Annotated in this window: 23 protein-coding genes; 15 read left to right on the top strand and 8 right to left on the bottom strand. The window is 71.5% G+C overall.

From position 1 onward, the window contains the following. Positions 1-25: 25 nt before the first annotated feature. On the bottom strand, positions 26-247 hold the full coding sequence (locus L7N97_RS17305; protein ID WP_237479546.1) for a CsbD family protein: 222 nt from the start codon (positions 245-247) through the stop codon (positions 26-28). 204 nt (positions 248-451) lie between these two features. Between L7N97_RS17305 and L7N97_RS17300 the strand changes: the two genes are divergently transcribed. After that, on the top strand, positions 452-694 hold the full coding sequence (locus L7N97_RS17300) for a hypothetical protein (RefSeq protein WP_237479545.1): 243 nt from the start codon (positions 452-454) through the stop codon (positions 692-694). Between the two features lie 24 nt (positions 695-718). On the opposite strand, the gene L7N97_RS17295 is transcribed toward L7N97_RS17300, so the two are convergent. Then, positions 719-1,795: a PAS domain-containing protein gene (locus L7N97_RS17295; RefSeq protein WP_237479544.1), complete on the bottom strand. Its 1,077-nt coding sequence runs from the start codon at positions 1,793-1,795 to the stop codon at positions 719-721. 224 nt (positions 1,796-2,019) lie between these two features. On the opposite strand from L7N97_RS17295, the gene L7N97_RS17290 reads away from it, so the two are divergent. Next, on the top strand, positions 2,020-2,844 hold the full coding sequence (locus tag L7N97_RS17290; protein WP_237479543.1) for a hypothetical protein: 825 nt from the start codon (positions 2,020-2,022) through the stop codon (positions 2,842-2,844). Between the two features lie 26 nt (positions 2,845-2,870). Here the strand turns inward: L7N97_RS17290 and L7N97_RS17285 are convergent, their stop codons facing one another. After that, positions 2,871-3,977, bottom strand: coding sequence for a YihY/virulence factor BrkB family protein (locus L7N97_RS17285; protein ID WP_237479542.1), 1,107 nt, complete (start codon positions 3,975-3,977; stop codon positions 2,871-2,873). Between the two features lie 139 nt (positions 3,978-4,116). Continuing rightward, on the bottom strand, positions 4,117-5,931 hold the full coding sequence (locus tag L7N97_RS17280) for an ABC-F family ATP-binding cassette domain-containing protein (protein WP_237479541.1): 1,815 nt from the start codon (positions 5,929-5,931) through the stop codon (positions 4,117-4,119). Between the two features lie 191 nt (positions 5,932-6,122). On the opposite strand from L7N97_RS17280, the gene pgi reads away from it, so the two are divergent. Together pgi and L7N97_RS17270 are read left to right on the top strand one after the other, a co-directional pair. Continuing rightward, on the top strand, positions 6,123-7,784 hold the full coding sequence (pgi, locus tag L7N97_RS17275; protein WP_237479540.1) for a glucose-6-phosphate isomerase: 1,662 nt from the start codon (positions 6,123-6,125) through the stop codon (positions 7,782-7,784). A 79-nt stretch (positions 7,785-7,863) separates the two neighbouring features. Then, on the top strand, positions 7,864-8,475 hold the full coding sequence (locus tag L7N97_RS17270) for a histidine phosphatase family protein (protein ID WP_237479539.1): 612 nt from the start codon (positions 7,864-7,866) through the stop codon (positions 8,473-8,475). Positions 8,476-8,484: 9 nt separating this feature from the next. Here L7N97_RS17270 and L7N97_RS17265 read toward each other — a convergent pair whose 3' ends face one another. Further along, positions 8,485-10,167, bottom strand: coding sequence for a calcineurin-like phosphoesterase C-terminal domain-containing protein (locus L7N97_RS17265; RefSeq protein WP_237479538.1), 1,683 nt, complete (start codon positions 10,165-10,167; stop codon positions 8,485-8,487). A gap of 200 nt (positions 10,168-10,367) precedes the next feature. Between L7N97_RS17265 and L7N97_RS17260 the strand changes: the two genes are divergently transcribed. Next, entirely contained in the window at positions 10,368-13,781 is a 3,414-nt protein-coding gene (locus L7N97_RS17260) for a DNA translocase FtsK (RefSeq protein ID WP_237479537.1), read from the top strand. 280 nt (positions 13,782-14,061) lie between these two features. On the opposite strand, the gene L7N97_RS29815 is transcribed toward L7N97_RS17260, so the two are convergent. After that, positions 14,062-14,184 carry a hypothetical protein gene (locus tag L7N97_RS29815; protein WP_255721684.1) on the bottom strand — a complete coding sequence of 41 codons (123 nt, stop codon included), beginning with the start codon at positions 14,182-14,184 and terminating at the stop codon, positions 14,062-14,064. Positions 14,185-14,320: 136 nt separating this feature from the next. On the opposite strand from L7N97_RS29815, the gene L7N97_RS17255 reads away from it, so the two are divergent. From L7N97_RS17255 to L7N97_RS17245, 3 genes are all read left to right on the top strand, one after another. Then, on the top strand, positions 14,321-14,950 hold the full coding sequence (locus L7N97_RS17255; RefSeq protein WP_237479536.1) for a transglutaminase-like cysteine peptidase: 630 nt from the start codon (positions 14,321-14,323) through the stop codon (positions 14,948-14,950). A gap of 68 nt (positions 14,951-15,018) precedes the next feature. Continuing rightward, positions 15,019-15,393: a hypothetical protein gene (locus L7N97_RS17250; RefSeq protein WP_237479535.1), complete on the top strand. Its 375-nt coding sequence runs from the start codon at positions 15,019-15,021 to the stop codon at positions 15,391-15,393. 91 nt (positions 15,394-15,484) lie between these two features. After that, positions 15,485-16,273, top strand: coding sequence for an NAD kinase (locus L7N97_RS17245; protein WP_237479534.1), 789 nt, complete (start codon positions 15,485-15,487; stop codon positions 16,271-16,273). Between the two features lie 115 nt (positions 16,274-16,388). Here the strand turns inward: L7N97_RS17245 and L7N97_RS17240 are convergent, their stop codons facing one another. Both L7N97_RS17240 and L7N97_RS17235 read right to left on the bottom strand, forming a co-directional pair. Continuing rightward, positions 16,389-17,591, bottom strand: coding sequence for a DUF2336 domain-containing protein (locus L7N97_RS17240; protein ID WP_237479533.1), 1,203 nt, complete (start codon positions 17,589-17,591; stop codon positions 16,389-16,391). A gap of 89 nt (positions 17,592-17,680) precedes the next feature. Then, on the bottom strand, positions 17,681-18,253 hold the full coding sequence (locus L7N97_RS17235) for a nitroreductase family protein (protein ID WP_237479532.1): 573 nt from the start codon (positions 18,251-18,253) through the stop codon (positions 17,681-17,683). A 53-nt stretch (positions 18,254-18,306) separates the two neighbouring features. Between L7N97_RS17235 and L7N97_RS17230 the strand changes: the two genes are divergently transcribed. From L7N97_RS17230 to L7N97_RS17200, 7 genes are all read left to right on the top strand, one after another. After that, positions 18,307-19,356: a hypothetical protein gene (locus L7N97_RS17230; protein ID WP_237479531.1), complete on the top strand. Its 1,050-nt coding sequence runs from the start codon at positions 18,307-18,309 to the stop codon at positions 19,354-19,356. 32 nt (positions 19,357-19,388) lie between these two features. Further along, entirely contained in the window at positions 19,389-19,625 is a 237-nt protein-coding gene (locus tag L7N97_RS17225; protein ID WP_237479530.1) for an Lrp/AsnC ligand binding domain-containing protein, read from the top strand. A gap of 153 nt (positions 19,626-19,778) precedes the next feature. Continuing rightward, a complete protein-coding gene (locus L7N97_RS17220) occupies positions 19,779-21,026 on the top strand; it encodes an AAA family ATPase (RefSeq protein WP_237479529.1) in 1,248 nt (415 codons plus the stop codon). Continuing rightward, on the top strand, positions 21,016-21,447 hold the full coding sequence (locus L7N97_RS17215; RefSeq protein WP_237479528.1) for a DUF4276 family protein: 432 nt from the start codon (positions 21,016-21,018) through the stop codon (positions 21,445-21,447). The genes L7N97_RS17220 and L7N97_RS17215 overlap by 11 nt, the downstream gene beginning before the upstream one ends. A gap of 90 nt (positions 21,448-21,537) precedes the next feature. After that, positions 21,538-22,305: an IS5 family transposase gene (locus tag L7N97_RS17210; protein ID WP_237479527.1), complete on the top strand. Its 768-nt coding sequence runs from the start codon at positions 21,538-21,540 to the stop codon at positions 22,303-22,305. A gap of 55 nt (positions 22,306-22,360) precedes the next feature. Next, complete coding sequence (locus L7N97_RS17205) at positions 22,361-22,564, top strand: hypothetical protein (protein ID WP_237479526.1); 204 nt, start codon at positions 22,361-22,363, stop codon at positions 22,562-22,564. 5 nt (positions 22,565-22,569) lie between these two features. Next, positions 22,570-24,255 (top strand): alpha-glucosidase, encoded by a 1,686-nt coding sequence (locus L7N97_RS17200; RefSeq protein ID WP_237479525.1) that lies wholly within the window; start codon positions 22,570-22,572, stop codon positions 24,253-24,255. Positions 24,256-24,286 lie beyond the last annotated feature (31 nt).

Genomic DNA, 24,286 nt, shown 5'->3' with positions numbered 1-24,286 from the left:
CGGCGGGGACCCGGCGGAGGATGGTTCAGCGCTTCAGCGCGGAATCGGCCGCGTCGGCGGCCTTGTTGGCGGTGTCCTTCACGGCGCCCTTGGCGTCGCCCACGGCCTTCTGCGTGTGGCCCTTGGCCTCCTGCGCGGCCCCTTCGGCCTGCGTCTGCTCGGAGCCGGTCAGCTCGCCGATGCCCTGCTTGGCCTTGCCGATCGCCTCGTTGGCGAGGCCCTTGGCCTTGTCGGTGAACTCGCTCATGGTGAATCCTCCACTGGGCTGCGCCGCCCGGCGCAGATGCGACACCAACGCCCGTCGCTCCGGCGGGTTCCGGCCCGCCCGGCGAAGTCTGCACAATCGGAGGGCGAAATGGTCGGAGGAGCGGAGCGCCGTGCCGGTTTCCGAGGCAGGACGCGGGTCCGGAGATGGTATAGGAGCGGCACCGCGGGCGCGGATGCACCGAGGATGGAGGGACAGGGCGTGTTCAAGAAGGTCGCCATGGGCGCTGCACTGGCGCTGGCGCTCGCCGCCGGGGGATGCGAGTCGACGAAGGGCAAGTACGATCCGGACAAGCCGCTCGACAAGATGACCAAGGACGAGTGGTGCGCCTTCTACGCCTATTACCTCACGAACCCCGACATCAGCGACGCGACCCGCATCAGCGCCAACAAGCAGATGCACAACCGGGGCTGCCCGGGCCACGCCTGACCGGCCGCGGCGGGCCGGCGGCCGTCACGCGCCGCCGCCCGGCGCGTCGAGCAGCCGCCGGACCGCTTCCGCCAATTCCGAGCGGCGGTAGGGCTTGCCGATCGCCTCGAACTCCGCGCGGGCCGGCCCCGCCCCCTGGCCGGTGGTGAGCAGCACCTTCAACCCGGGATGGCGGCGCTGCGCCTCGCGCGCCAGGGCGACGCCGTCGAGGTCGCCCGGCATGACGACGTCGGAGAACAGCAGGGCGAAGCCGCCCCGCAGCTTCTCCAGGGCGTCGCGCCCGTCGCGGGCGACCTCCACCCCGTAGCCGGCGCCCTCCAGCATGGTGCGGGCGAGTTCCGCCACCTCGGGGCGGTCGTCGACGACGAGGATGCGTTCGCCGCCCCGGCCAACGGCGGGCTCGGGGCCGACGCCGCCGACGCGCGGGGGTGAGACGATCCCGTCAGGGGCGGGCGTGCCGCCGGTGCCCGCCCCCGGTCCGCGCGCCCCGTCGAGGATCCGGCGGACCAGCCCGGTCGCCCGGTCCGCCGCCTCGGACACGGCCCGCATGCGGCGGACGAGCCGCGCGTCGCCCGACGCCGCGACGTGGTCCTTCAGGCCGTCCACGTGGCCGGCGATGACCTGGAGCATGTTGTTGAGGTCGTGGGCGAGGTCGCCGAGGGCGCGGCCGCCGGCCTCCGCGCTGATGGTCCGGGGCGGGGCTTCCCCGGCCTCCGGCCGCCGCGACACGTCGGCCTGGAACCCGAGGAAGTAGACGAGGCCGCCCGCGGCGTCGAAGACCGGCGCGATGGACAGCGCGTTCCGGAACGGCGTGCCGTCCCTGCGGTAGTTCAGGATCTCGACGGCGACCTCCTCCCGCGCCCGCAGGCCGCGGCGGATCAGGTCGACCGCGCCGGGATCGGTCCCGGGACCCTGGAGGAAGCGGCAGTTGCGGCCGAGCACCTCCGCCCGGCCGTAGCCCGTCATCCGGCCGAAGGCGCGGTTGGCGAAGACGATCGGGTCGTCGGGCCGGTTCGGGTCGGACAGCACCAGGGGCATCGGCGCCGCCTCCAGGGCCGCGAAGAGGATGTCGGTGCCGCGGCCGTCGAGGTCCGATCCCATGGTTCGTCGTCTCCGGATGCGAGAGGGCGCAGTTGCGTCGAGGGCGGGCCGACGCCGTGCATAGAGGGCGCGGCCCCTGGCGCAGCAAGGCCTCGCGCCCCGCGCCGTCCGGTCGGCGCGGGAGAGGGCCTCGACAGCATGTCGCATCCGTGGGGTGAGCCGGACCCGTTCATCTCCTGGCATGGTTGGCGGGAGGAGGATGGGATGGTGAACGGAACCTTGCCATGCGCCGCATCGCCTTCGCGCTGATCCTGTTGTCCGCCGCGGGCTGGGCCGAGCCGTCCCGAGCCCAGTGGTGGGGTTGGGGAAGGCCCTGCGTCGGCGCCTTCGGGCCGGGGACGTGTCCGGGCGGAGGGTGGGCGCGGCCGGGCCGCGTCGTGGAGCTCGTGCCCCTTCGCCCCTGGGCCGGGCCCGTCGCGTTCGGGCCGCGGCCCTTTCCGGGGCCGGGCTGGTTCTGGCGCCGCTGGGCGTGGCGGCGCGAGATGCGGCTGCGGCGCATCGAGAACTGGCGCCGCTGGGTCGAAGCGAGCCGACAGGCAGAGCCCGCCGCGGAGGCTCCGCGGCCCTGGTCCCGCCGCGTCCGCCCGTCCCCGGTCCCGCCCGCCGCGGCGGCGCGCGAGGGGGCGCCCCGGCCCGAGGCGAGGGCGCGGATTCCGGTCTTTGCGTTCCGCCCTCCCGCGGACGAGCGCCGGGCCGCGGCCGCCGTGGCGCTGATGCCCGCGACGGCGCAGGTCGCGCGTCCGCACGCCCAAGCGGCCGTGCCGTCGCCCCTCCTGGCCGCGGCGGCGAGGCGCCCGGCCCTGCCGACGCCCCGCCCCGCGCCCGTCACACCCGCCGCGCTGCGCGTGCCCGAGCCGCCCGCGCGGCCGCGGCCGGCGCACCGCGTTCTGCGGCCCGCCGTGCTGAGGAGCGAGCCCGCGCCCGCCGTCCCGGCTCCGGCCGTCGGGGCCACACCGGCCTCACCCGCCGCGGCGGCACCGGCCTCGCCCGCGAGGGCCGAGCCGGCCCCGGCCGCACCTGCCGACGTGCCGGTGGCGCCGCTCGACTGAGCCGGCGCCCGTGCGGCGGCCTCCCGTCAGGGCCGCGGCGCGCCGGCCGGGACGGAGGCTAGCGGGTCGCCCGCCAGCGTGGCGCGCTGGTCGAGCTCGCCGTCGATCTCCGCCCCGACCAGCAGCACGATGGCGCTGACCCACAGCCACAGGAGCAGCACCACCACGGCGCCGAGCGCCCCGTAGGTGGCGTCGTAGGAGCCGAACTTGCTGACGTAGATCGAGAAGCCGACCGAGCCGGCGAGCCACAGCACGGTGGCGATGGACGAGCCCCAGGAGATCCAGCGCCAGCTCGCGTTCTCGCGCGACGGGCCGTAGCGGTAGATCACGGCGAGCCCGAGCGCGACCAGCACGGCCAGCACCGGCCAGCGCGCGAAGTTGAGCAGCGGCGCGAACACCGAGCCGTAGGGCAGGAAGTTGAGGATGATGGGGATGATCGCCACCGCGAAGATCACCACGGCGGCGAAGACGATGGCGCCGAGCGTCAGGCCGAGCGCCATCAGCGTCTGCATCACGAAGGAGCGCGTCTCCACCTCCTCGTAGGCGATGTTGAGGCCCGTCATGATCGAGGAGATGCCGTTGCGGGCGCTCCACAGCGCCAGCAGCAGCGAGGTGCCCAGCGCCCAGGACAGGGTCGAGCCCGCCGTCTTGGCGAAGTTGTGCAGCCCGTCGATGATGAGCTTCAGGGCGGCCGGCGGCAGCAGGTAGCCGTAGTCCTGCACGCGGTTGGCGACGTCGTCCGGGTTGCCCACGAGGGCGTAGAGCGACACCAGCGCGGCCAGCGCCGGGAAGATCGACAGCATGACGTAGAAGGCGACGCCCGCCGCGACCAGGCTGATGTTGTCGTTGCCGAAGCGGTCGAACACCGCGCGCGCGATGCCGAGGAAGCCCGGCGGGTGCTTCGTGGCGGTGCCGTCCGTGCCGGCCTTGCCGCTGTCCGACCCGCCGGCGGCGGGCTTGACGGCGGCCCCGCCCGGCTGCGCGGCGGGCGGACGCGGCTGCGGCACCGCCTTCAGGGCGCCGCCGGCCGTGAGCTGCGGACGCCTCAGGGCGCCCACGAGGGCGAAGCCCAGCACGGCGGCCGCCGTCCAGGCCGAGCCCGAGGGCGCCCCCTTGGAAATCGGATCGTTCATCGCGGTGTCCCCGTGAGCCGAGCTAATGCTTGACCGCAGGAATCGTTTCACCGCCCGCCGTGCTTCCGCCGCGGGCGCGCCACGCTCTGATCAATACAGCGCAGCCCACCCGAAGAAGAGGCGGGCAGAGGGGCAGATCTCACCCCTCGATCTCCTCCCGCATCATCTCCAGCGTCAGCCACTCGTCCTCGGCCGCGGCGTGCTTCGCGTCGACCTCGGCCAGCGCGGCGGACAGCTTGGCGAAGCGTTTGGGGTCGCGGGCGTAGAGGCCGGGGTCGTCGAGCGAGGCCTGCAGCTTGGCCCGCTGCGCCCGCATCTCCTCCATCTGCCGCGGCAGCGCTTCGAGCGCGTGCTTGTCCTTGAACGACATCTTGCCCTTGCGGGCCGGGGCGGCGCCGGTCGCCGAAGCGCCGCGCGGCGCCTCGGCGGGATCCTTCGCCGGCTCCTTGGCGCGCGCCGTCACGCCCTGGCCGCGCTGGGCCACCATGTCGGAATAGCCGCCGGCATATTCGATCCAGCGCCCCTGCCCCTCGCTGTTGATCACCGAGGTGGACACGCGGTCGAGGAAGTCGCGGTCGTGGCTCACCACGACCACGGTGCCGGGGTACTCGGACAGCATGTCCTGCAGGAGGTCGAGCGTTTCGAGGTCGAGGTCGTTGGTGGGCTCGTCGAGGACGAGCAGGTTCGAGGGCAGCGCCAGGGCGCGGGCCAGCATCAGGCGGCCGCGCTCGCCGCCCGACAGGCGGGACAGCGGCGTGCGGGCCTGCTCGGGGCCGAACAGGAAGTCCTTCATGTAGCCGATGACGTGCTTGGAGGCGCCGTTGACGATCACCTGGTCGGAGCCGCCGCCCGTCAGCGCGTCCGCCAGCGTCGTGTCGGGCCTGAGCGAGGAGCGCGCCTGGTCGAGGGTCGCGAGCTCGACGTTGGCTCCGACCTTGACGTCGCCGCGGTCCGGCGCGTCGCGGGCGGTCAGGATGTTCAGCAGCGTGGTCTTGCCGGCGCCGTTCGGCCCGACGATGCCGAGCCGGTCGCCGCGCAGCACGCGGGTCGAGAAGTCCCGCACGATGGGGCGCTCGCCGAAGCTCTTCGACACGCCCTCGGCCTCGATGACGAGCTTGCCCGATGTCTTGCCCTCCGACACCGTCATGGTGGCGAGGCCGACGGCGCGGGTCGCCTCGCGGCGCTCGCGGCGCAGGTCGCCGAGCTCGGCCATGCGGCGGACGTTGCGCTTGCGCCGGCCGGACACGCCGTAGCGCACCCAGTCCTCCTCGCGGGCGATCTTGCGGTCGAGCTTGTGGCGCTCGACCTCCTCCTCCTCCAGCACCTGGTCGCGCCAGTCCTCGAAGGCCGAGAAGCCCTGGTCGATGCGGCGGGTGCGGCCGCGGTCGAGCCACACGGTGGAGCGCGTGAGGTTGGACAGGAAGCGCCGGTCGTGGCTCACCAGCACGAGGGCCGAGCGGAGGCTCTTCAGCTCGTTCTCCAGCCACTCGATGGCGGGCAGGTCGAGGTGGTTCGTCGGCTCATCGAGCAGCAGGATGTCGGGCTCGGGCGCGAGCACGCGAGCGAGCGCCGCGCGGCGCAGCTCGCCGCCGGACAGGTGGCCGGGCTTCTCGTCGCCGGTGAGGCCGAGGTCGTCGAGCAGCGAGCGCGCGCGATACGGGTTGTCGAGCGGGCCGAGCCCGCCCTCGACGTAGCTCAGCACGTCGTCGTAGCCGGCCATGTCCGGCTCCTGCGGCAGCACGCGCAGGCTGGCGTCCGGCTGGAGGAAGCGCGTGCCGCCGTCCGCCACCACGTCGCCCGACACGACCTTCATCAGCGTCGACTTGCCCGAGCCGTTGCGGCCGACGAGGCAGATGCGGTCGCCGCGGCCCACCTGGAGGTCCACCCCGTCGAGCAGCGGCTTGCCGCCCAGGGTGTAGCGGATGTCGGTCATCTGCAGCAGCGGAGGGGGCATAAGGGTCCTGATCGGGAGGTTCTGAGGCGTCAGCCCCGTCCTGCACGGATTTCGCGGGGGCGTCGAGCCGCGGGCGGCACCGCTTGTTGCAGTGCAGCGCGACTTTTCCGCGGCTCACCCTGTTATGGTGTCGCGACGACCCGTTTCACAGATTCGCGGGCGGTCCCGACGAGGCTGGAGCTCGAACCACCATGGCGCAGGACGACGACACCAAGAGCGGCGACACGAAATTCGCGGGCCTCCGCGCCGCCAAGGACGCCATGGCGGGGCGAACGCTGAACGACCTCTTCGCGGCCGACCCCGAGCGGTTCGACCGCTACCACGTGGCGCTCGGCGACCTCGTCTTCGATTATTCCAAGCAGCGCGTCGACGAGGGCGTGCTCGAAGCCCTCTTCGCCCTGGCCCGCGCCCAGAAGCTGGAGGAGAAGCGCGACCTGATGTTCTCGGGCGGCATCGTCAACCCGACGGAGGGACGCGCCGCGCTGCACACCGCGCTGCGCGCGCCCAAGGGCACCTCCGTCAAGGTCGACGGGCAGGACGTGATGCCCGAGGTGCTGGAGGTGCGGGCCCGCGTCGCGGAGTTCGCGCGCGGCGTGCGGGACGGCGCGATCAAGGGCGCGACGGGCCGCGAGATCACCGACGTCGTCAACATTGGCATCGGCGGCTCGGACCTCGGCCCCGCCATGGCGGCGCGGGCGCTGGCGCCCTTCGCGCACCCGCGCCTCCGCGCCCATTTCGTGTCCAACGTCGACGGCGCCGACATCGGCGACACGCTGAAGGGGCTCGACCCCGCGACCACGCTGTTCATCGTGGCCTCCAAAACCTTCACCACGCAGGAGACCATGACCAACGCCCGCTCGGCGCGGGACTGGCTGGTGGGCAAGCTCGGCGACGCCGCGGTGGAGCACCACTTCGCCGCCGTGTCGACCGCGCTGGAGCTGGTGGGCAAGTTCGGCATCAAGGCGGACCGCGTCTTCGGCTTCAAGGACTGGGTCGGCGGGCGCTATTCCGTGTGGTCGTCGATCGGCCTGTCGGTGGCGATCCTGATCGGGCCGGAGCATTTCGCCGACTTCCTGGCCGGCGGCCACGAGGTCGACACCCACTTCCGCCAAGCGCCGCTGGAGACCAACATCCCCGCCCTGATGGGGCTGATCGGCGTGCTCTACCGCAACGCCTGGGGCTTCGGCACGCAGGCGGTGATCCCCTACGACCAGCGGCTCGGCCGCTTCCCGGCCTACCTCCAGCAGCTCGACATGGAGAGCAACGGCAAGCACGTCCACGTCGACGGCAGCCGCGTGAAGGACGACACCGGCCCGGTGATGTGGGGCGAGCCCGGCACCAACGGCCAGCACGCCTTCTTCCAGCTCCTGCATCAGGGCACCGAGATCGTGCCGATCGACTTCCTGATCGCCGCCGAGCCGACCGACGCCGATCTCCACCACCACGAGCTGCTCGTCGCCAACTGCCTCGCCCAGACGCAGGCCCTGATGGTCGGCCGCACGGAGGCCGAGGTGCGCGCCGTGATGGAGAAGGCCGGGTCCAAGCCCGAGGCCATCGCGCATGTCGCGGCCCACAAGCAGTTCGACGGCAACAGGCCGACCTCGACCTTCATGTACCGCAAGCTCGACCCGCGCACGCTGGGGCGGCTCATCGCGCTCTACGAGCACCGCGTCTTCACCATGGCGGCGATCTGGGACACGAACCCCTTCGACCAGTGGGGCGTCGAGCTCGGCAAAGAGCTGGCCAACAAGCTCGCGCCGATCGTGTCGGACGCGGGTGCGTCGCTCGACGGGCTCGACGGCTCGACGGCGGGGCTGGTGGAGCACCGGCGGGCGCTGATCGGGCGGGGGTGACCCTCCGCGATTGCGACCCCTCGTCGTGCCGGCCTATCCTCCCCGGAGCGCATCCCGCGCTTCGGCGGAGGTGAGGCACATGGCTTCGATGAGGATCACCATCATCCGTCACGGCGAGAAGCCGGACGACCAGGGCGACCCGCCCATCTCCGTGCTGACGGCCGGCGACAAGGGGGTCGACAACCTCAACACGCGCGGTTGGCAACGGGCCGGCGCCCTGGTTCGCTTCTTCGCACCGCACGGGGGCGACCACGCCGACAGGCCCGCCTCCCTGTTCGCCGCACAGGCCGATCAGTCGTCCCCCAGCCTGCGGACGCAGCAGACGATCCAGCCGCTCGCGGAGTTCCTCGGAGCCCATGACGCGGCCGGGGACGCCAGCGCGCCGATGCCCATCACGACGCCCGCGCTCCCCGACGGGGTCGGCCCGGCCGCGACGGCGATCCTGGAGGGCGCGAGCCCCGTCCTGGTCTGCTGGGAGCACAAGAACATCGCCAAGCTGGTCGGCGCGATCACCGGGGATGCGACGCTGGCGCCGCATTGGAGCGGGGATCGCTTCGACGTGGCGCTGGTGCTGGAACAGCACCACGGCGCGTGGTCGCTGACGCAGACGCCTCAGCTCCTGCTCGCGGGCGACTCCTCCAAGCCCCTTCGCGCTCGCAAGGAGAAGGACGGGGTGATGGAGGACCGCTGAACCCGCGGCTCAGCCCTCGACTTCCAGGGCCAGCTTCGTCGACACCGTCCGCCCGTACTCGTTCACGGCCTCGACCATCATCGGGTAGGTGCCGGGCTTCAGCGCCGGCAGGCGGGCGGCGTAGAGGTGCGAGCAGGGCGCGGCCGAAACCCAGGGCTTCTTGGACGCCTCGTAGCGGGCGTAGACCTCCGCCACGAAGGGGTCGGGGGCGACGCGCTTGGTCATCGGCACGGCGTCGCCGTCGCCGACCCGCAGCGTGACGGCGGTCTTCGGGCCGCCGTCGAACACGTTGGCCACCACGGTCGCGGCGTGGAGCTCGCGGGCCGGCAGGCGCGGCTGCAGCAGCGCGCCGGGGCGGGTGTCGCGCCGCATCTCGTCGTGGAACTGGCTCAGCACCGAGACGCGGATCTGGCGCCCGTCCGGCTCCTTGGCGGGCACGAAGCGGGTCTCGTAGGCGGTGCCGTCGATCGACAGGACGTGGAAGCCGTTCGGCACGCCGTCGCGGCTGTCCGCCACGGCGACGCCGCGGTGGTCGTAGGGGCCGCTCCACCACGAGCCCGACACGGCGGTGAGCACGTGATGGTGGTGCTCGCCCGGCCCCGCGAAGCCGTCCGCGGCGCCGAGGTAGTGGTGCTCGGTCGTGTGGGTGTGGCCCGACATCGAGAAGGTGTGCGGCCGGCCGGACAGCAGCTTCAGGAGCTCGGCGCGGTTCACGAGGTTCTCGGCCGCGTCGTCGCCCTGATACGTCCGGATCGGGATGTGCAGCGTGACGACGACGAGCTTGTCCTGCGGCACGCGGGCGAGGAGGTTGCGCACGAAGTCGAGCTGCGCGTCGTCGAGCCGCCCCTGGTACTTGCCGGCGTCGTGCGGCTTCGTGCGGTCGGCCCCGAGGTAGTCGACGTCGTCGAGCATGACGAAGACCGCGTCCGCGTAGCAGAAGGCGTAGTGGGGCGGCCCGTAGACGCGCTTGAACGTTTCGCGGGCGTGTCGGCGGTCCGGCGCCTGGTAGTTCAGGTCGTGGTTGCCGCCGATGTTGTACCAGGGCAGGCCCACCGTGCCGACGATGCGGTTGTGCCGCTCGTAGAGCGACAGGTCGTCGAACATGATGTCGCCGAGCGTCAGGCCGAAGCGCGCCGGCGTGCCGCGCAGCGCCGGCATGAGGTCGTCGCGCACGAAGTCGAGCTCCGCGTCCGTCTCGGGCTGCGGGTCGGTCAGCACCACCACGTCGAAGCGCTTCGGCTCCTCCTGGCGGCGCAGCGGGAAGTCGACCGAGGCCGGCAGCGGCCCGGTCGGCTCGACGCCCGCGTAGGCGAGGTCGAGCGCGGGCGGCGAGCCGGCCGGCTGGTGGTTGTAGAAGAAGCGGGGCAGCAGCGTGCCGGGCTCGACCGGCGTCATGTAGCCCGGCGGCTTGACCACGAAGACCACCGTCTCGTCCGTGACCGGCAGGGTGTAGCGCCCGTCGGCGTCCGTCACCGCGACGTCGCGGCCGTTCGACACCAGCACGCCGGGGATGCCGGGGCGGGACGCGCCGTCTGCGTCGTCGAACACGCGGCCCGTCACGGCGGCGGGCGGCGCCGCGGCGGAGGCCGGTTGCGCGTCCGCCGCCGCGGGCGCCAGCGCCAGGGCGACGCCGCCGGCCGCGGCCCCCCGGATCACGTCGCGCCGCGAGATCCCGTCCCTGTCCGCCGCCATGATGTCGTCTCCGATCGCGAGGGCCGCGACGCTAGTTCGAGCGCATGACGGCGCCGTGACCGGCCGTCGCGCCGCCTGTTCCGCATATGCGTTTCCGGGCCCGGGAGGCGGCCTGAAAGCGCCTGTTAAGGTGAACGATCGATGGTGGACGGGTCGTCGCTCCGACGCACCTCCTCAGAGTCGAGCCAGCCGCGGGTCCCATGACCTCCTTCAAAGAACCGAACTATTCCTACACCGAGGCCACGCTCCGGCGCGAGGTGCACACCGACAATTCCCACTGGGAGTTGATGTACAAGGCAATGCTGGCCCAGCTCATGACCTACGTCGACGCCGCGGTGGCGCGCGCACTGGCGGAGCACGGCATCGACGAGACCTTCACGGCGCGGGCGCAGGCCATGGCGCGGGCCGCCGCCCAGAGCTACGCGGCCGAGCGCGACGGCGGCCGCCCGGCCCCGGCCGGCGAGGCGCACCGCTACGACCCCTCGATGGGCGGCTTCGCGGGTGCGGCCCTGCCGCCGTGGCTGCAGCCCTTCACCCTGCCCGAGCAGGTGCGCTTCACCCGCACGCCGGACGCCCTGCTGCGCCATCCGCACGAGGCCGAGCCGCAGGGCGAGGACCCCGTGTCGGCCGAGGCGGTGCCGTCGTGGAAGAAGCCGGTCGTGCTGCCCGCCAACGTCCGCTTCAACCGCACGCCCGACCCGAAGCCCTTCGAGGCGGCCGGCGGCCCGGACGAGACCGTGGGCGCCCAGACCTTCACGGGCGAGGCCGAGGCGCCCCGCGCCGAGGCCGCGACCTTCGAGGAGCCCGCCGAGGGCGTGGTGATCGCGCTGGCCGATGTCCAGGCCGAGCGCGCGCTCGCCGCCGCGGCGCTGAGCGAGGCCGATGTGGCCCTGGCCGGCGAGCCCGAGGCCACGGCCCACGACGCCGCCGTGCCCGAGGCCGCCCTGCCGGCCTGGTTCGGCTTCATGCGGCCCGAACAGCCCGCCGGGCTCCGCCCCGCCGACGAGCAGGACAACGCCGGCCACTTGGCCGAAGCCACCGAGCCCGCGGCCGTCGCGGCGACGGCCCCGGCCGCCGAGCCGGCGGTGTCGCACGAGGACGACCTCGCCGCGGCCTGGCTGCGGGCGCACGAGCGCACCTTCGCGGCGCGGGACGACCACGCCGCCAAGGGGCTGCGGCTCGACCCCGAGCAGTCGCTCGGCGAGGTGCTGGCGGCCGTCGAGGCCGTGGCGCTCGACCCCCACGCCTCCATGCACCCCTACGGCGAGGTCGCCGCGCCCGCGGGCCTCGCGCCGGCCGAGCCCGTCGCGGCCGATGCCGCGATGGCCGAAGCCGCCGCGGCCGAGCCGGTCGCCGCCGACGCTGTCGCGGAGCCGGTGATCCATCACCCCTACGGCGACGCCGCCTTCTGGATCGAGGGCCTCGCCGACCCGATCCGCGTCGCACCCGAGCCCGTGGTCGAGGCCGAAGCCGTCGCCCCCGCCGACGAGGACCTGTCGGCGCACCCGTTCGGCTTGGCCGGCCTCGCCGTGGCCGAGGAGATGGCCCGCGCCGCCGCCCCCACGCTCGCCCTGCCGGCCCCCGACGCCGGTCTGCCCGAGCTGCTGGCGCTGCCGGCCCCGGACTGGCTGCTCCTCCCCGAGCCGGTCGTCGTGCCCGAGCCGGCCGTCGAGCCCGCCGCCGAGACCGTGGCCGAGGAGTTCGGCCCCTATGGCGACCCGCGCCTCTGGGCGGACCCCGTCGCCGAGCCGGTCGCCGAGGTCGCGGTCGAGGCGCCGGAGCCCGCCGCCGCCCTGCCCGAGATGGGGCCCTACGGCGACGCCAGCCTGTGGATGTCGCTCGTCGGCGCCGAGGCGGCCGACGTCGCGGAACCCGAGACCGCCGAGGCGGTCGAGCCGGCCGCCGAACTCGCCGCGCCCGTCCCCGCGGCGCCGGCCGCCGACGCCCGCAGCTTCGCCGGCCCGATCCGCTCCGGCATCCGCCGCGGCCTCGGGACGCCGCACGGCCTCGCGCCCTTCGAGCTGACCAACCGCGTCACCACCGACCCGGAGCTCTACGAGGATCCGCCGCTCGACCTCTTGATGCTCACCCCCGAGCCCACCGGCGAGGTGCTGTCCTCGGGCGCGCTGGAGCAGAACGCCCGCCTGCTCGAGGGCGTGCTGGAGGAGTTCGGCATCCGCGGCGAGATCATCGACGTGCGCCCCGGCCCCGTGGTCACGCTCTACGAGCTCGAGCCCGCGCCCGGCACCAAGTCGAGCCGCGTGATCGGCCTCGCCGACGACATCGCCCGCTCCATGTCGGCCGTCTCGGCCCGCGTCGCCGTCGTCCAGGGCCGCAACGTCATCGGCATCGAGCTGCCCAACACGCGGCGCGAGACCGTGTACCTGCGCGAGCTGATCGCCGCCGACGAGTTCACCGAAAGCAAGCACAAGCTCGCCATCGCGCTCGGCAAGACGATCGGCGGCGAGAGCGTCATCGTCGACCTCGCCCGCATGCCGCACCTGCTCGTCGCCGGCACCACCGGCTCGGGCAAGTCGGTCGCCATCAACACCATGATCCTGTCGATCCTGTACCAGATGCGCCCGGAACAGTGCCGGCTCATCATGATCGACCCGAAGATGCTGGAGCTCAGCATCTACGAGGGCATCCCGCACCTCCTCACCCCCGTCGTCACCGACCCCAAGAAGGCCGTCGTGGCGCTGAAGTGGGCGGTGCGCGAGATGGAGGACCGCTACAAGAAGATGGCCAAGGTCGGCGTGCGCAATATCGACGGCTTCAACGCGCGCGTCGTCGAGGCGGCCGAGAAGGGCGAGGTCATCACCCGCACGATCCAGACCGGCTTCAACCGCGAGACGGGCGAGCCGATCTTCGAGACGGAGGAGATGGAGCTTTCGCCGCTCCCCTACATCGTGGTCATCGTGGACGAGATGGCCGACCTGATGATGGTGGCCGGCAAGGACATCGAGGGCGCGATCCAGCGGCTGGCCCAGATGGCGCGCGCGGCCGGCATCCACCTCATCATGGCGACGCAGCGGCCGTCGGTGGACGTCATCACCGGCACCATCAAGGCCAACTTCCCGACGCGCATCTCCTTCCAGGTGACGAGCAAGATCGACTCGCGCACGATCCTGGGCGAGCAGGGCGCCGAGCAGCTGCTCGGCCAGGGCGACATGCTCTACATGGCGGGCGGCGGCCGCATCTCTCGCGTGCACGGCCCCTTCGTGTCCGACGGCGAGGTCGAGAAGGTGGTCAAGCACCTCAAGTGCCAGGGCCACCCGGCCTACCTCGACGTGGTGGTGGCCGAGGAAGGCGATGCCGACAAGGCCGAGGCCGCCGAGGACAAGCCCGTCTTCGACAAGTCCGCCATGGCGGCGGCCGGGGGCGACGACGACGCGGACCTCTACGACCAGGCCGTGAAGGTGGTGCTGCGCGACAAGAAGTGCTCGACCTCCTACATCCAGCGCCGCCTCGCGGTCGGCTACAACAAGGCCGCCTCGCTGGTCGAGCGGATGGAGAAGGAGGGCATCGTCGGGCAGGCCAACAACGCCGGCAAGCGCGAGATCCTCGTCTACAGCCGCGACCTCCGCTACACGGAGCGCGACGGGGACGAGTAGAGCAGATCGCGATCGGGTGGAGCCACCCGATCGCGCGAAGATGCTCGCATCGGCAGGAAGCTGGAGCTGGAGTCGCGAGCCGAGCCGAGGCGAGCGGCAACGGATCTAGCACCGCGGCACCATCCGAACCGTGGCGGGCGCGAGCCCGCCGCACCACGCCGCGAAGGGCGGGAGGGCGACCTCCCGCCCTTCGCCGTTTCGCGGGACGGCCGCGCCGCCGCCACGCCGCCGCCGCACGTCTTCACGATTTTTCCGGGCCGCCGGGGCGCCGTTAACCGCGTCACGGCGCCACCATGGTTTCCGCCGGCTTTCCGCTTCGGCGCAGGTTAGCGGAGTTGGTCAACGAGCCCTGAAAATCATCGCGGACACAGAGGAAGATCGCATTCGCGTCGAACGCCGTCATTCAGATTTACATCTCGAACACCATTGACGCAGCAGCAATAGAGATGAAGCAGAGCGCGTAAAACGCTACATTTTGACTTCAATCGACTGCAGCCCGCCGCCGCCATGATGACCCCACAGCGAGACGTGAGGGTGTCATGGCGATCGATCGGAAGAGGACGGCGGCGGCGGCGGTGGCGATCCTGGCCGGCCTGTTCGTTTCCGGCGCGGCCGCCGCGGCGCCCGCCCTGCCGCACGCCACCTGGGCGGCGGTGGGCTCGCGCACCAGCGTGCCCTACGGCTGGGTGGACTTCTGCAACCGCTACGGCACGGAATGCGACGTCGAGCCCCTGGAGCCGGTCGACATCGACCTGACCGCGGCGGCGCTGAAGGACATCGAGCGGATCGGCCGCCAGGTGAACGCCGCCATCACCCCCGAGACCGACATGGACCATTGGGGCGTGGTGGACCGCTGGGACTATCCCGTCGACGGCAAGGGCGACTGCGAGGACTATGCCCTGCTCAAGCGCAAGATCCTGATCCACCAGGGCTACCCCCGGCAGGCGCTGCTCATCACGGTTGTGAAGGACCTCGAAGGCGAGGGCCACGCCATCCTGACCGTGAAGACCAACCGCGGCGAGTTCGTGCTCGACAACCTGAACGACAAGGTCATGGCCTGGGCCGACACGGGCTACAAGTTCGTCAAGCGCCAGTCGCAGAGCGACCCCAACGTGTGGCAGTCGATCGGCGCGCCGGTGGCGGGCCCGCAGTTCACCGCCAAGCAGTGAGCCCGCCCTCGATTTCCGCGCCGCACCGCCGTATCGCATCCCGCGCCGCCCTCCTTCGGATCGCTTCGATGCCCCTTTCCCCCACCCGCCTCGGCCTCGCCGCCGCCTCCGCCGCCGCGGCCGGCGCCCTGGCGCTGTGGCAGCCCGCCGCCTCGGCGGGGCAGCCCCGCCCGGCCGCGGCCGACGACGCCATGCAGGTGCTGGCCGACGTGGTGCTGATCGAGGCGGAATGCCGGCAGTTCAACGTCGACTACGGCAAGCTCTTCGCCTTCGCGGAGCGCAACGGCATCCCGCCGGTCGAGATCATGCCGCTCGGCGAGCGCCGGCCCGCCTTCGACGCCGCCTACCGCCGCCGTGCCCGCGAGGTCAAGGGCGACCGGCTGTGCGGCGCCCTGGCCCAGCAGCGCGACACCGCCATCCCGGGCGTGTTCACGCCGCGGTGACGGGCGATCCCGCGCGGGGCGTTGCCACCGCGGGCCGGAAACCTTTAACGTCGCGCCGCCGTTCCCGCGACGGCGCGGGCACGGAGTCGACATGGAACTGGCACAGGGCGAGCCGCATCGCCACGGGGCCATCGCCTTCCTGTCATCCGGCACCCCGGAAGCCGCGGCGGCCCTCGGCCGCCTCACCGCCGCCTACGGCAACGTCGACCCCGACCGCGCCGACGTGGTCGTGGCGCTCGGCGGCGACGGGCTGATGCTGCAGGTGCTCCACCGCTTCATGGGGTCCGGCAAGCCCATCTACGGCATGAACCGCGGCTCCGTCGGCTTTCTGATGAACGAATACGCCGAGGACGGCCTGCACGAGCGGCTGGCCGCCGCGGCGCGCTCCATGGTCCATCCGCTCGTGATGGCGGCGACGGACCGCGGCGGGAAGGTGTCGACCGCCCGCGCCATCAACGAGGTGTCGCTGCTGCGCCAGTCCTCGCAGGTCGCGAAGGTGCGGATCTCGGTCGACGGGCGCGAGCGGCTGAGCGAGCTCGTCGCGGACGGCCTGCTGGTGGCGACGCCGGCCGGCTCGACCGCCTACAACCTGTCGGCCAACGGGCCCATCCTGCCGCTCGACGCCGCCCTGATGGCGCTGACGCCCATCTCGGCCTTCCGGCCGCGGCGCTGGCGCGGCGCGCTGCTGTCCGACCGGGCGCGCGTCACCGTGGAGGTGCTGGAGGCCGACAAGCGGCCCGTGGCCGCCACCGCCGACCACCACGAGACCAAGGACGTCGTCAGGATCGACATCCGCATGGACCACGACACCGGGCTCGTGCTGCTGCACGACCCCGGCCATTCGCTCGACGAGCGCATCCTGCGCGAACAGTTCGGCTGAGGATCGATCCGCTCACACCGACGACGCAACGTCTCGGCCCTGTTCGTCCCTCGACGCCGTCCCCGCGCAGGCGGGAGACGGGGGCGGGGAGCCGGCGGTCGGCCCGGGGCGCGCGTCAGGCCGCGACGTCGAGGTCGATGACCGGCTCGGGAGCCGCGCCGAAGCTCGGCTCGATGCGGCGGTCGGCCCCGGCGCGCGGCGCCGGCGCGGACGCGCGGCCTTCGGCGCGGGCGGCCTCCGATTCGAAGCGGCGCAGCAGGGCGGTGAGGCCCGCCACCGACAGGTCGGCGTCGAGGCTGCAGCGCGCCAGCACGCGGGCGACGACGTCGCGTCGCAGCATGGCGGGCACCTCGGCCTCGGCCGGGCGGCGCGCCTCCAGCGCGGTGCGGAGCACGGGCAGCAGCCCGTCGGGCAGGCCCGCCGAGCGCACCAGCGCCGCGAAGGCGAGCCCGTCGTGGCGGCGCACGAGGCCCGATACGCGACTCAGCGGCTGGCCGGCCAGTTCCGCGAGGCAGGCCTCGAACAGGCCGAGGTCGCCGCTCAGCAGCGCCCGGATGATCAGGGCCGGCGTCAGGCGGCCGGCGCGGCGCAGCGCGCCGGCGAAGCGGAGCCGGCCGAGGTCGCCCTCGACGTGGCGCCCCGCGATGCCCACCGCGGCGCGGTCGGCCTCGTCGGCGGCGACGCGGCGCGCCCGCTCGGGCGCCATCCAGCCGCAGCCGGTCACGAAGTCGCGCAGGGCGTCGGCGGTGGCGACCACGAGGTCGTGGCGCAGGGCCGGGCCGAGGTCGGCGCGGGCGCCGAGCGCCTCGCGCACGTCGCCGTCGCGGCCGAACCGCTCCAGGATGCGGCGGATCGAGATGTCGGCCAGCGCCGCGGCGGGGTTGCGGCACAGCACCAGCACGGCGTCGAGGGAGCCGACCTCCGCCAGCGCGCCCGCCACGGCGGCGGACAGGTTCGGGCGGGACGCGATGGCGCATTGCGCCGGGCCCTCGCCGAGCGCCGCGGCGTCGATGAGTTCGGCGTCGGTCAGCAGGGGCGAGCGGGCCAGCACGGGGGCTGCGATGTCGGCCTGATCGTTGGCCAGGGTGGCCACGAGGTGGTGGGGTGCCTCGGCCGCCCCCGCGAGGGCCTCGGCGAGGGCGCGGCGCACCAGCGGGGACGCGTCGTCGAGGAGGCACGTCAGCGTGCGCTCCATCTCGCCGCGCTCGATCGGGTCGAGCTCGGCGTAGAGGCAGGCCCGGGCGAGGTTGCCGGCCGCCTCGGCGCGGTCTCCGGCGGGCGCGCGCTCCGCCCAGGACAGGAACTGACGGCTCAGCATGGGACCTCCGCGGCGCACCGATCCGGTGTGCCGCGAAAATCCACCCACCATGGTAAAATTGCGGTTAATTCCGCACCGCACGGCGGCGTTCAGAAGCGGGACACGACGTCCGCCAGGACGGGGCGCACGCGGTCCTCGACCGCCACGGTCGGCCGCCCGATGTGGACGAAGCCGGCGAGCTTCTCGTGCGGCTGCAGGCCGAGCGCGGCGGCCACGCGCGCGTCGTAGCTGTACCATTCGGTGAGCCAGGCGGTGGCGAAGCCGAGCGCATTGGCGGCCACGATCAGGTTCATCGAGGCCGCGCCCGCCGACATGAGCTGCTCCCATTCGGGGATCTTCACGTGGGGCGCGGCGCGAGACACCACGGCCACCACGGTCGGGGCGTGCCCGAGCCGCCCCTTCTCGAGCTCGATCCGCTTGGCCGGCGCGTCCGGGTTGTCGGCGGCGAAGACGCCCGCGATGGCCTCGCCGGCGCGGGCGCGACCCTCGCCCTCGAAGACGATGAAGCGCCAGGGGGCGAGCTTGCCGTGGTCCGGCACGCGGGCCGCGAGGGACAGGATCGTGTCCATCTCGTCGGCGGTCGGGCCGGGGCCCGTCATCGTCATGGGCGGGACGGAGCGGCGGCGGCGCAGCAGCGCGATGGTGGGGTCGGTGTCGGTCATGCGCCCTCCAGAGCACGCGCGCCGGGCGCCATCAAGGCGGGCGCGGCGCCTTGATGCGGGCGGAATCGTGCCGCATCGCGGCGCCGATCCCCAGCACCCGCCCCGGCCCGATGAACCGCACCGCCCCCGCCAGCCTCGCCGCCCTGCTCTGCCTCGCCGCGCCGGGCCCGGCGGCCCGCGCTCAGCAGCCGCAGCCCGTGCCGGCGCGCCCGCCCCTGCCGGCCCAGGTGGCGCCCGGCGGCCAGCCGGCCCCGCAGGTGCAGCCCGCGGCTCCGGGTCCGGGCGGGGGCGGCGCCGAGGTCCCGCAGCCCGGCCACGGCATCCTCCACCTCAGCGCCACGCTGACCGCAGACCCGCCGCTGGTGCGCTCGGGCCTGACCTGGCGCGTCTTCGCCGACGCGGCGCAGCCGGACGGCACCCACGCCGTCGTGGCCCAGTCGTCCGATCCCCAGCCGACCTTCGACCTGCCGGACGGGCGCTACATCGTGCACGCCGCCTACGGCTACGCCGGCACGATGAAGCGGGTGGACGTGGCCGACCGCGTGGCGAGCGAGCGGTTCAACCTCAACGCCGGCGCCATCGAGGTCGACGGCACGCTGGGCGACGCCGCCATCCCGGCCGACCGGCTGTCGATCAGCATCTACGTGCCCGACCACAACAACCCGGAAGCCAAGCTCGTCGTCGCGGGCGCCAAGCCGGCCCAGGTGATCTGCCTGCCCGAAGGCAGCTACCACATCGTGTCGACCTACCTCGACACGGAGGGCGTGGGCTCGCTGACGCCGGTGTCGAGCACCAACTCCACCGTGGCGGCGGACCTGCGCGTCCAGGCCGGCAAGCTGCTGCTCGCCAACGTGAAGCACCGCGCCGCCATGCTGACCCTGAAGCTCGTCAACGCGCCGGGCGGCGAGGCGCTGGCCAACACCTCCTTCACGGTGCTGACGCCGGGCGGCGACGTGATCCGCGAGTTGATCGGCGCCTTCCCGTCGCTGGTGCTGGCGGAGGGCGACTACGTCGCCATCGCGCGCCACGCCGGCAAGACCTTCCAGTCCGAGTTCAAGGTCCAGTCGGCGCGCGACCGCGACGTCGAGGTGATGGCGCATTGACGCCGCCGCCGGCGCCTCGCAGGATGGCCGGCATGCAGTGCTTCTTCGTCCAGATCAAATGCGCGCTGGGGCGGACCTACGCGGTGGCCAGCGCCCTCGCCGAGGCCGAGATCGCCTCCGAGATCTACTCGACGGCGGGCGACTTCGACATCCTGGCGAAGTTCTACGTCGACGCGGGGGCCGACATCGGCCGCTTCGTGGGCGAGCGCGTGCAGCCGATCCCCGGCATCGCCGACACGCGGACGGTGATCACCTTCAAGGCGTTCTGAACGGCCGAGCCGACCCTCATCGGATGTTTCATCTGGATGACTGACCTTGCGCGGAGAATGGCCCACAGGCATTCTCCGCGGCGGCGTGCTATTCCACCGAAATCGGGCTCGCAAGCCGAAGGTGGGCCGAGCCTATCCGGGTTGGAGCCACGTGTGCCGCAGATCGAAGGGTTTCGAATCCAGAACTACCGCGCTCTGCGGGATGTAACCCTCGGCAAGACTCGCTCCCAACAGCAGTCAGAGCCGCTCACGCCCTTTACAGCAGTGATCGGCAAGAACGGAACCGGAAAAAGCACGTTGTTCGACGCGTTCGGTTTCGTATCCGACTGCTTATCGCTCGGCGTCGAGGGTGCCTGCGAAGCCCATGGGCGAGGTGGTTATGACCGTCTTCGCTCTGCAGGGAGCGATGATCCGATCCGTTTCGAGCTATACTATCGTGAAGCGAAAAAACAGAGGCCGATAACATACGAACTCGCGATAGGCCTCGACCGATCAGGCCGTCCTTACGTGCATTCGGAAAGTCTGCTGCAAGGGCGCCAGAATGTGAGTCACGGGCGCCCTTTTCCGTTCCTTCGCTTGGATGGTGGCAAGGGTGCGGTCTGGGCTGGCGAGGTCGCAGTGGAGGCTGCTCCCGGTCAGGAGGAAGACCCGGCGCGGGAAGCCGTCGAACTGACCGACCTTCGACAACTCGGCATAGCCACGCTCGGCACGCTGAAGGAGCACCCGAGGATCACAGGTTTCAGGGATTTCCTCAAGGGCTGGTATCTGTCCTACTTCCAGCCGGACGCCGCACGGTCGCTCCCGACCGCTGGTCCGCAGAGACATCTGAACATGCATGGCGACAACATCGGTAACGTCGTGCAGTTCATGGAACGGGAGCACAGCGACCGCTTCAAAACCATCCTGTCTCGGATCTCGGCGAAGATTCCGGGGATCGATCGTATCGACACACACGTCACTGAAGATCGTCGAGTGCTGCTCCGCTTCGGCAGCGGAGCTTTCAAAGACCCATTCTACGCGCAGCAGATGTCCGATGGAACGCTGAAGCTTTTCGCCTATCTGCTCCTGCTAGAAGATCCAGATCCTCCCCCGTTCATCTGCATCGAGGAGCCCGAGAACGGGCTCTATCATCAGATGCTCGCGCTGCTGGCGCAGGAGTTTCGCGAGCATGCGACGGGCAGGAAGGGCGATCCGCAAATCGTGGTCACGACACATCAGCCCTACTTCGTCGACGCGCTCCTGCCTAGGGAGGTATGGTTTCTCGAAAAGGACGAGAACGGGTTCTCCAAGGTCACGCGGGCGTCGGATTATCCCGTCGTCAACAATCTCGTCGAGCAAGGGCTCCCATTGGGATCGCTGTGGTACAGTGAGTACCTTGATGGAAGCCCCCATGCACCTTGAGATCCTGATCGAGGACAGCTCGGGAAAAAGGTTGTTGGAGAGCATAGTCCCGGCAATCCTCGGATCGCATGGGGCTCCGCACACATGGAGGATCATCGCCTACAAAGGCGTCGGACATCTACCGAAGGGCCTCAAGAGCGGGCACGATGCTGCCAAACGCATTCTGCTCGACCGGCTTCCGACGGTGCTGCAAGGCTACGGACGGACACCGGGAATCGACGGGGTGGTCGTCGTCGTGGACGCGGACAGGCGAGACTGCAAAGCGTTTCTCACCGAGCTTAAAGCGACTCTGGTGCCGGATGAGTCTACGATACCCGTCGTGTTTCGCTTGGCCATTGAGGAAATCGAGGCTTGGTACCTCGGCGACCGAAGGGCGTTGCTCGATGCTTACCCGAAAGCTAGGCCGTGTGGACGAATTTAGAGCAGCAACGCTTTTGGGGATTCCCTTGCTGGCTCAGGTCTGATTCTCATGCCCCGAGGCATTCGGGGGGTGAGATCGATGTCGACGCGAATGACGGAGCAAGACTGGACGCATACACTCGCGGTGTTCCGCGCCTGCCTTCCCCGGCGGGGACGGAAGGCAACAGATGATCGGCTTTTTCTTGAAGCGCTTCATTTTTTCAGCGTCGAAAATGTTCGCTGGCGCGCTTTGCCCGAGCGCTTCGGTTTGTGGAACAGCGTGTGGAAGCGGTTTGATCGGTTAAGCCAGGCCGGCGTGTTCGAAGCCTTCTTCGACACGCTCGCGTCGATGAGCGACACCGCTCATCTCGTTCAGATGTTCGACTCGACTATCGTGCGCGCCCATGTGTCGGCAGCCGGCGCAAAGGGGCAGCACGGACAAGCCCTCGGTCGCTCTCGCGGCGGCTTCACCACGAAGATCCATGCCAAGTCCGACGCTTCCGGCGACATCATCGCCTTTGATCTGACCGGCGGTGAAGCTTCCGACGGGCGACACTTCGAAACCCTGCTCGACATCGGCCCCGATCTTCAGCCCCGTGCCGTGATCTGCGACAAGGGCTATGCCAGCAAAGCCAACCGAGACGCCGCGAGGACGCGCGGTATCGCCCCTGTGATCCCCCACAAAGCGAACGAGAAGAACAAGCCGGCCTTCTTCGCTCGCACCCTTTACAAGGCCCGGGCCCGCATCGAGCAGGGCATCGGTCGGCTGAAGCGCTTCAAGCGCGTCGCCCTCCGATGCGAGAAGACCGCAAGAAACTTCCGATCCATCGTCGCTTTCGCCGCAGGACTGTGCTTGGTCAAATTCGTCCACACCGCCTAGGCAGGACGTTCTCGCCCGCTACGTCCAGGACGCTGTCTGCGATACCTGGGAAACGTTGGCCGACGCCATCCATCACGGCGGCCGCGCGGCCCTCAAGCGCGGCGGCTTCCCGGCCGAGGGGGCTGCCAAGCACGATTGGGCCAGCCGGATCGCGCCGCGGATGGACCCGAGTGCGAATGCCTCGCCCAGCTTCCAGAAACTCAGGGACGCGCTGCTGCGGCTGACCACGGGGCCACGGGCTGCCGGCGAAGGAGCATGATTCCCATGGAGCATCACGATACCCGCACGGCTTGGTGGAAGGACGCCGTCGTCTACCAGATCTACCCGCGCTCGTTCCGCGACTCGGACGGGGACGGCGTCGGCGACATCCGCGGCATCATCGAGAAGCTCGACTACCTCCAGGACCTCGGCGTCACGGTCGTGTGGCTGTCGCCCGTCTACCCGTCGCCGCAGGACGACAACGGCTACGACGTCAGCGACTACCGCGGCATCGACCCGCAGTTCGGCACGCTGGCCGACTGGGACGAGCTCGCGGCCGGGCTGCACGCCCGCGGCATGCGGATCGTCATGGACCTCGTGGTCAACCACTCGTCCGACGAGCACCGCTGGTTCCAGTCCTCGCGCGCGCGGCGCGACAGCCCCTACCGGGACTTCTACGTGTGGCGTGAGGGCCGCGGCGAGGGGCCGCCCAACAACTGGGCCGCCATCTTCGGCGGGGGCGCCTGGGAGCGGGACGCGGCGACGGGCGACTGGTACCTCCACCTCTTCTCGAAGAAGCAGCCCGACCTCAACTGGGAGAACCCCGGCCTGCGCGCCGCCGTCTACGACACGATGCGGTGGTGGCTCGACCGCGGCGTCGACGGCTTCCGCATGGACGTCATCAACGCCATCTCGAAGGACCAGCGCTTCCCGGACGGCGACAACCCGGAGGGCCTGCAGCACGTCTTCGCACCGCGATACTTCATGCCGGGGCCGCGCCTCCTGGAGTTCTACGGCGAGATGAAGCGCGAGGTGCTGTCGCACTACGACGTCATGACGGTGGGCGAGGCGGCGCTCGGCTCGGCCGACTTCGCCGCGGCGGTGACCGACGCGGGGAGCGGCTTCTTCTCCATGATCATCGCCTTCGAGCACGTCGACGTCGACATGGAGCGCCACGGCTTCGCGACGAAGTGGCACCGCCTGCCCTTCGCGCCCGGGCGGCTCGTCGACGTGCTGTCACACTGGCAGGAGGCGCTGGCCGACCGGGGCTGGAACTGCCTCTACCTGAACAACCACGACCAGCCGCGCGCCGTGTCGCGCTTCGCGCCGGACCCGCGCTACCGCCGCGAGGGCGCCACCATGCTGGCCACCGCACTGCACCTGCTGAAGGGCACGCCCTTCGTCTACCAGGGCGAGGAGATCGGCATGACCAACGCGCCCTTCGCGGCGCTGTCGGACTACCGCGACCTCGAATCGATCGCCGCCTTTTCGGAGCTCACGGAGAACCAGGGGTTCTCCGTCGCCGAAGCGCTGGAGAAGATCGCCTTCCGCTCGCGCGACAACGCCCGCACGCCGATGCAGTGGGACGCCTCGCCGGGCGCGGGCTTCACGGCCGGCGCGCCCTGGATCGCGGTCAACCCGAACCACGCGCAGGTCAACGTCGCGGCCGAGCGGGCCGACCCGCATTCGGTGCTGAACCATTACCGGCGGCTGATCGCGCTGCGGAAGGCCGAGCCCGTCATCGTTGACGGCCGCTACGCGCGCGTCGCGGCCGACCCGCGGCTCTGGGCCTACACGCGGCAGCGAGGGGACGAGCGGCTGTTCGTCGTCTGCAACTTCTCGACCGACCGGGTGCCCTGCCCGACGCCGGCGGGCGCCCGCTTCGGCGGGCGGCTGATCGGCAACTATCCCGAGGGCGACGCCGCGGCCGACCTCGGGCCCTACGAGGCGCGCGTACACCGCCTCGCCTGACCGATTCCCGCCCCGCGCATTTGGCAAATCG

The sequence above is a fragment of the Lichenibacterium dinghuense genome, assembly GCF_021730615.1.
GTDB classification, from domain to species: Bacteria; Pseudomonadota; Alphaproteobacteria; order Rhizobiales; family Beijerinckiaceae; genus Lichenihabitans; species Lichenihabitans dinghuensis.
This window is presented reverse-complemented; position numbering and strand designations above follow the sequence as displayed.